At 67.3% G+C, this 5,368-nt stretch carries 5 protein-coding genes and 1 tRNA gene; all 6 read right to left on the bottom strand.

The window, feature by feature from the left end:
* Nucleotides 1–954: c-type cytochrome (locus VFL64_RS20255; RefSeq protein ID WP_489542191.1), on the bottom strand; the 954-nt coding region annotated here is incomplete at its 3' end.
* Nucleotides 951–1,655, bottom strand: coding sequence for a c-type cytochrome (locus VFL64_RS20250; protein WP_489542190.1), 705 nt, complete (start codon nt 1,653–1,655; stop codon nt 951–953). The genes VFL64_RS20250 and VFL64_RS20255, both read right to left, overlap by 4 nt.
* Before the next feature lie 50 nt (nt 1,656–1,705).
* Nucleotides 1,706–2,830, bottom strand: a complete 1,125-nt coding sequence (locus tag VFL64_RS20245) for a metallophosphoesterase (protein ID WP_489542189.1) — start codon at nt 2,828–2,830, stop codon at nt 1,706–1,708.
* A 115-nt stretch (nt 2,831–2,945) separates the two neighbouring features.
* Nucleotides 2,946–3,038 (bottom strand) — tRNA-Ser (locus VFL64_RS20240).
* A 27-nt stretch (nt 3,039–3,065) separates the two neighbouring features.
* A complete protein-coding gene (locus VFL64_RS20235; protein WP_489542188.1) occupies nt 3,066–4,334 on the bottom strand; it encodes an aspartate kinase in 1,269 nt (422 codons plus the stop codon).
* A gap of 56 nt (nt 4,335–4,390) precedes the next feature.
* Nucleotides 4,391–5,359 (bottom strand): tRNA lysidine(34) synthetase TilS, encoded by a 969-nt coding sequence (tilS, locus tag VFL64_RS20230; protein ID WP_489542187.1) that lies wholly within the window; start codon nt 5,357–5,359, stop codon nt 4,391–4,393.
* Nucleotides 5,360–5,368: the final 9 nt, after the last annotated feature.

Genomic DNA, 5,368 nt, shown 5'->3' with positions numbered 1-5,368 from the left:
GAGCTTGGCGCCGTTCGACGCGGGCGCAGGCCCGGTGGGTGGTGCGGCGTTGGCATGGCTGGGCGGCAAGGCCTTGAGGTAGACCGCGATGGCGTTCAGATCGGCCTCCGACAGGTGCTGCGTGCTGCGCCCCACCACCTCGGCCATGGGCCCGAGCACCGAGGCGCGCGGGCTCACGCCGGTCTTGAGCAGCTGCGCGATGTCGGGCAGCGGCCAGTCGGCCACGCCGGCTTCGCGCGGGTCGCTCAGCGAGGGCGCATACCAGTTCTGCATGGGGATCAGGCCACCACCCAGGTCCAGCGGGCCAGCGGTAGCGCCCAGGGCGTTGCGGCTGCCGTGGCAGGCATTGCAGTGCCCGAGGCCTTGCACGAGGTAGGCGCCGCGGTTCCAGTCGGCCGATTGCGTGGTGTCGGCTGGCTGCTCGCCCGGCTTGAAGTAGAGCGCGCGCCACACCGCCAAGGCCGCCTGCGTGTTGAACGGGAAACTCAGGCCATGCGTGCGGTTGGGCTGGGCCACCGGTTTCAGGCTGCGCAGGTAGGCATAGATCGCATCGGCATCGGGCCGCGTGACCACGGTGTAGTTGGTGTACGGGAAGACGGGGTACAGCAGCCGCCCATCACGCGAACGGCCGTTGTGCAGCGCGCGCCAGAAGTGGTCGGCCGACCAGGTGCCGATGCCGGTGGCAGGGTCGGGCGTGAGGTTGGAGGCATAGACGGTACCGAAGGGCGTGTCGATGCCGCGGCCGCCGGCATAGGGCTCGCCGCCGCGTTCGGTGTGGCAGCCCATGCAATTGCCTGCGCGTGCGAGGTACGCGCCGCGTGCGACCCGCTCCGGCGTGGCAGAGGCCGGGGCCGATGCTTCGTCGATCGGGTCTTCACCACGGAAATTCAGCGCCAGCACCGCGGCACCCAGCAACAGCAACACGGCCATTGCGGCCCACAGAAAGCGCTTCATCGCACTCCCTCGCTCACGCCACCGCAGGGCATGGGCAGAGGCGCCGCAAGTGCGCTCACGGCCTGGGTTTGCGCAGGCATCGGCTGTGCGGCAAGCCATTGCGACACGGCAGCCACGTCGTCGGGCGCCAGGGCTTGGGCGATCTGCGCCATGCAATCGGGCGCGTGCGCACGGCGCGTGCCGGTCTTCCAGGCACCGAGTTGCGCAGTAAGGTAGTCGCGAGGCAAGCCCAGCAGGCCGGGAACGGCAGGCGCCAAGCCGGTCAGTGAGGGGCCGTGGCACTGCACACAGGCGGGGATGCCGCGCGCCGTGTCGCCATGCTGCGCCAGGTTTTCGCCACGGCGCAACACTTCGGCCGACGCCGTGGCCGGCTGTGCGGGCGGGTACGGCAACTCGAGCGCGGCGAAGTACGCGGCCATCTCCTGCAGGTAGGCGTCACTCAGCGGCTCGATGAGCCGCGCCATCGGTGTGTACTGCCGGCGGCCATCGCGGAAGTTGAGCAGCTGGTGCTGCAGGTAGCCCGCGGGCTTGCCGGCGATGCGCGGGTAGTAGCCGTCGCTCGTGGCGCGCCCTTCCTTCCCATGGCACCCGGTGCAGGCGAGCACGCGTTGCGCCATGCCATCGTCCGCCGCGAACGCCTGCGTGGACACCCAGATCGAGAAGCTCAGCAATCCCTTCAGCAAGACGGAAAGACGATTCATGCGCCGCAGCTTAGCCGCATGTCCTGCCGCGCACGAGAGGACAAATCGCCTCAGGCAGCGGCCGGTACCAGGCGCAGCCGCGTGATCTCCGAAGGCGCACCCAGGCGCTTGGGTGGGCCCCAGTAGCCCGTGCCGCGGCTGGTGTAGACCCACAGGCTCTTCAGCCGATGCAGGCCGGCGGTGAAGGGTTGCTGCAGTGGCACGAAGAAGTTCCAGGGAAAGAACTGCCCGCCGTGCGTGTGACCGGAAAGCTGGAGATGGAAGCCGGCGCGCTCGGCGGCCTCGGCACTGCGCGGCTGGTGGGCGAGCAGCACACGCAGTGCGTCGAGCGGTGCGCCTGCGATGGCAGCGTGCGGGTCGCTGCGGTGGGAAGGGTCGAAGTGGTGTGCACTGAAGTCGGCGACACCCGCCACCACGAGCGAGGCCTCGTTGTGCTGCAGCACCGTGTGCTCGTTCATCAGTACGCGGATGTCGAGCCGGCGCAGCTCGGCAATCCAGGCGTGGGCACCGGAGTAGTACTCGTGGTTGCCGGTGACGAAGAAGGTGCCGTGGCGCGAACTCAGACCAGCCAGCGGCGCCACATGCGGCGACAACTCGCGCACGCTGCCGTCGACCAGGTCGCCGGTGACCGCCACCATGTCGGCTTCCAGCCCATTGACCGCATCGACGATGGCCTGCAGGTACGGCGCCTTGATGGTGGGCCCGACGTGAATGTCGCTGATCTGCGCGATGGTGAAGCCCTCCAGGGCCGGCGGCAGGCCGTGGATCGGCACGTCGACCGACACCACCTTGGCGCGGCGGCGCGCATTGGCGTAACCCCACAGCGTGACCAGCGCGGCGACCACGGGCACGGCTTCGGCGGTCCAGGCCGAGAGGCCTGCTGTCGAGTTCATCACGACGCCTACCACCAGCAAGGCCACGTCGCGCAGCAGCGTCAGCACGAAGAGCGAAGAGAACAGGCCCATGAAGAGCAGCCCGGCCCAGGCGAGCGCCTCCGAGAAGGACCGATTGCGAACGCGCCGTGCGAGCAGGCCCATGGGCATCAAGGCGGCTGACGCGACCAGCACGGAGCCGAGCGACCACGCCATCCACGGCTGCGCCAGATCCGGCACCAGCCGCCAGCCGATGTACAGATGCAGCAGAGCCGACAGCAAGATCAATGGATTGATTGGCATGAGCACGCTCTCCAGGTGCAGTGCGAAGCACCGGTAGATGGGTGTCGCCGCCTGCCCTTCAATGACGAGCGGGCACAAAAAAGCCCCATCGAGTGGGGCTTCTTGCAAGGCTGGTTGGCGGAGTCGGAGGGATTCGAACCCTCGATGCAGGTTTTGCCCACATACTCCCTTAGCAGGGGAGCACCTTCGGCCACTCGGTCACGACTCCAGCACGAGGCGCAGATTCTAAGCCAGTTTATGCAGCCGCCTGCTCAAGGTCGAAGGCTTTGTGCAACGCACGCACCGCCAACTCCATGTACTTCTCGTCGATCACCACGCTGGTCTTGATCTCGCTGGTGGTAATCATCTGGATGTTGATGCCCTCTTCGCTCAGGCAACGGAACATCTTGCTGGCCACGCCCACGTGCGAGCGCATGCCGATGCCCACGATGCTGACCTTGCAGATCTTGGCGTCGCCGCTGACTTCGGCAGCACCGGTCTGCGGCAGCACCTTGTTTTTCAGCAGGTCGATCGTGCGGGCGTAGTCGTTGCGGTGCACGGTGAAGGAGAAGTCGGTCTTGCCGTCGTGGGAGACGTTCTGGATGATCACGTCGACATCGATGTTGGCATCGGCCACCGGGCCGAGGATCTGGAAGGCAATGCCGGGCTTGTCGGGCACACCCAGCACGGAGATCTTGGCTTCGTCGCGGTTGAACGCGATGCCTGCAACAACGGCTTGTTCCATTTTTTCGTCTTCCTCAAAAGTGATCAGGGTGCCCGACTTGGCCTCTTCGGCGAGGTCGATGTCCCAGGGCGTGAAGCTCGACAGCACGCGCAGCGGCACGCGGTACTTGCCGGCGAACTCCACCGAGCGGATCTGCAGCACCTTGGAGCCGAGGCTGGCCATCTCGAGCATCTCTTCGAAGCTCACAGTGTGCAGGCGGCGCGCCTCGGGCACGATGCGCGGATCGGTGGTGTAGACGCCATCGACGTCGGTGTAGATCAGGCACTCGTCGGCCTTCATGGCCGCGGCCACGGCCACGGCCGAGGTGTCGGAGCCGCCACGGCCCAGCGTGGTGATGTGGCCCTTGTCGTCGATGCCCTGGAAGCCGGTGATAACGACCACCTTGCCGGCGGCGAGGTCGGCGCGCACGCGCTTGTCGTCGATGCTCTGGATACGCGCCTTGGTGTACGCGCTGTCAGTGGCGATGGGCACCTGCCAGCCGGCGTAGCTCACGGCTTCCATGCCTTCAGCCTGCAGGGCGATGGACAGCAAGCCGACAGAGACCTGCTCACCGGTGGAGGCGATCATGTCGAGTTCGCGCTGGATGCTCTCGCCGGCCAACTCGGGCGACAACTCCTTGGCCAGGCCGAGCAGACGGTTGGTTTCGCCGCTCATGGCCGAGGGCACCACGACCATTTGGTGGCCGGCGCGGGCCCACTTGGCCACGCGTTTCGCGACATTGCGAATGCGCTCCGTGGAGCCCATGGAAGTGCCGCCGTATTTGTGAACGATGAGTGCCATGAAAACTGGTTTCGCGAAAATCGGAGGGATTGCCCCGTACGGAGCAACCGCGCATTTTAGCCGCTGTGCCAGTGCAAGCCAATTTGCGGCTGGCCTGGCAGGGCCAGCACCCTGGCATCGAGGCCCAGGCCTGGCACGAAGACCAACTGCCCACCGCTGTAGACCAGCGGGCCGCTGCGCTCCCATTCCGGCAACTCGGCCGCCTGGAACTGCTTCTTCAGGCTGCGGGCCGGGCGCCCGATGCCGGCCTGAAACTGCTCCCCACCCTGACGAGGCCGCAGTTCCAGGTGAGCCAGCCAGGCCAGCGGCACCCCGCCCTCCTTCACCCGGCTGGCAATCAGGTGCCCGCCCCAGCCGGGCAAGGCAAATCGGCCGGCGCGACGGATGCTGAGCACGGTCTCGCGCGCCGCATCGTCTTGCGGAGCCCTGTCTGCGGCCTCGAAACGCAACTGGCCGCGGTAGCGGCGCAACCGGCCACCGGGGGCATCCCACTGCGCGGAGCCCACTGCCGGCAGTTCCTCCAGCAGGCGCAGCACCAGGCTGGCTGGCGCCACCTGCCCGGTCTGCCGCTTCAGCCAGCTTCTCAGGGCATTGGCCTGCCGTGGTGGGCTCAGACTCTGCCAGCCCTTCAGGTTCAAACCAGCCTGGCTCGACAGCGTCACCAGATCCTGCGCCGCCAGCTCGTCGAGACAGGCGCTGGCTTCAGCAGCCCAGCCCGCGGCCGACGCGAGGCTCGCCTCGGCGTGTGGAAACGCCTTGCTCAATGCGGGCCAGACCTGCCAGCGCAGCCGGTTGCGCGCAAACCTCGCATCGGCATTGCTGTCATCGTCGACGTAGCGCAGACGGTGATGGCGGACATAGGCTTCGATCCGTTCGCGCGGATGGTCGAGCCAGGGGCGCACCCAGGTGATGCCTTCGCGCTCGATGTTGCGCGGCATGCCGGCCAGCCCCGCCACGCCGGCACCGCGCAAAGCCTGCAACAACAGGGTCTCGGCCTGGTCGCGCTGGTGATGGGCCAGCAGCACGAGCTTCGC

The organism is Rhizobacter sp. (assembly GCF_035702065.1).
In the GTDB taxonomy this organism is placed as follows: Bacteria; Pseudomonadota; Gammaproteobacteria; order Burkholderiales; family Burkholderiaceae_C; genus Rhizobacter.
Note: the sequence above shows the minus strand (reverse complement) of the source record. Positions and strands in the feature narration are given on the sequence as shown.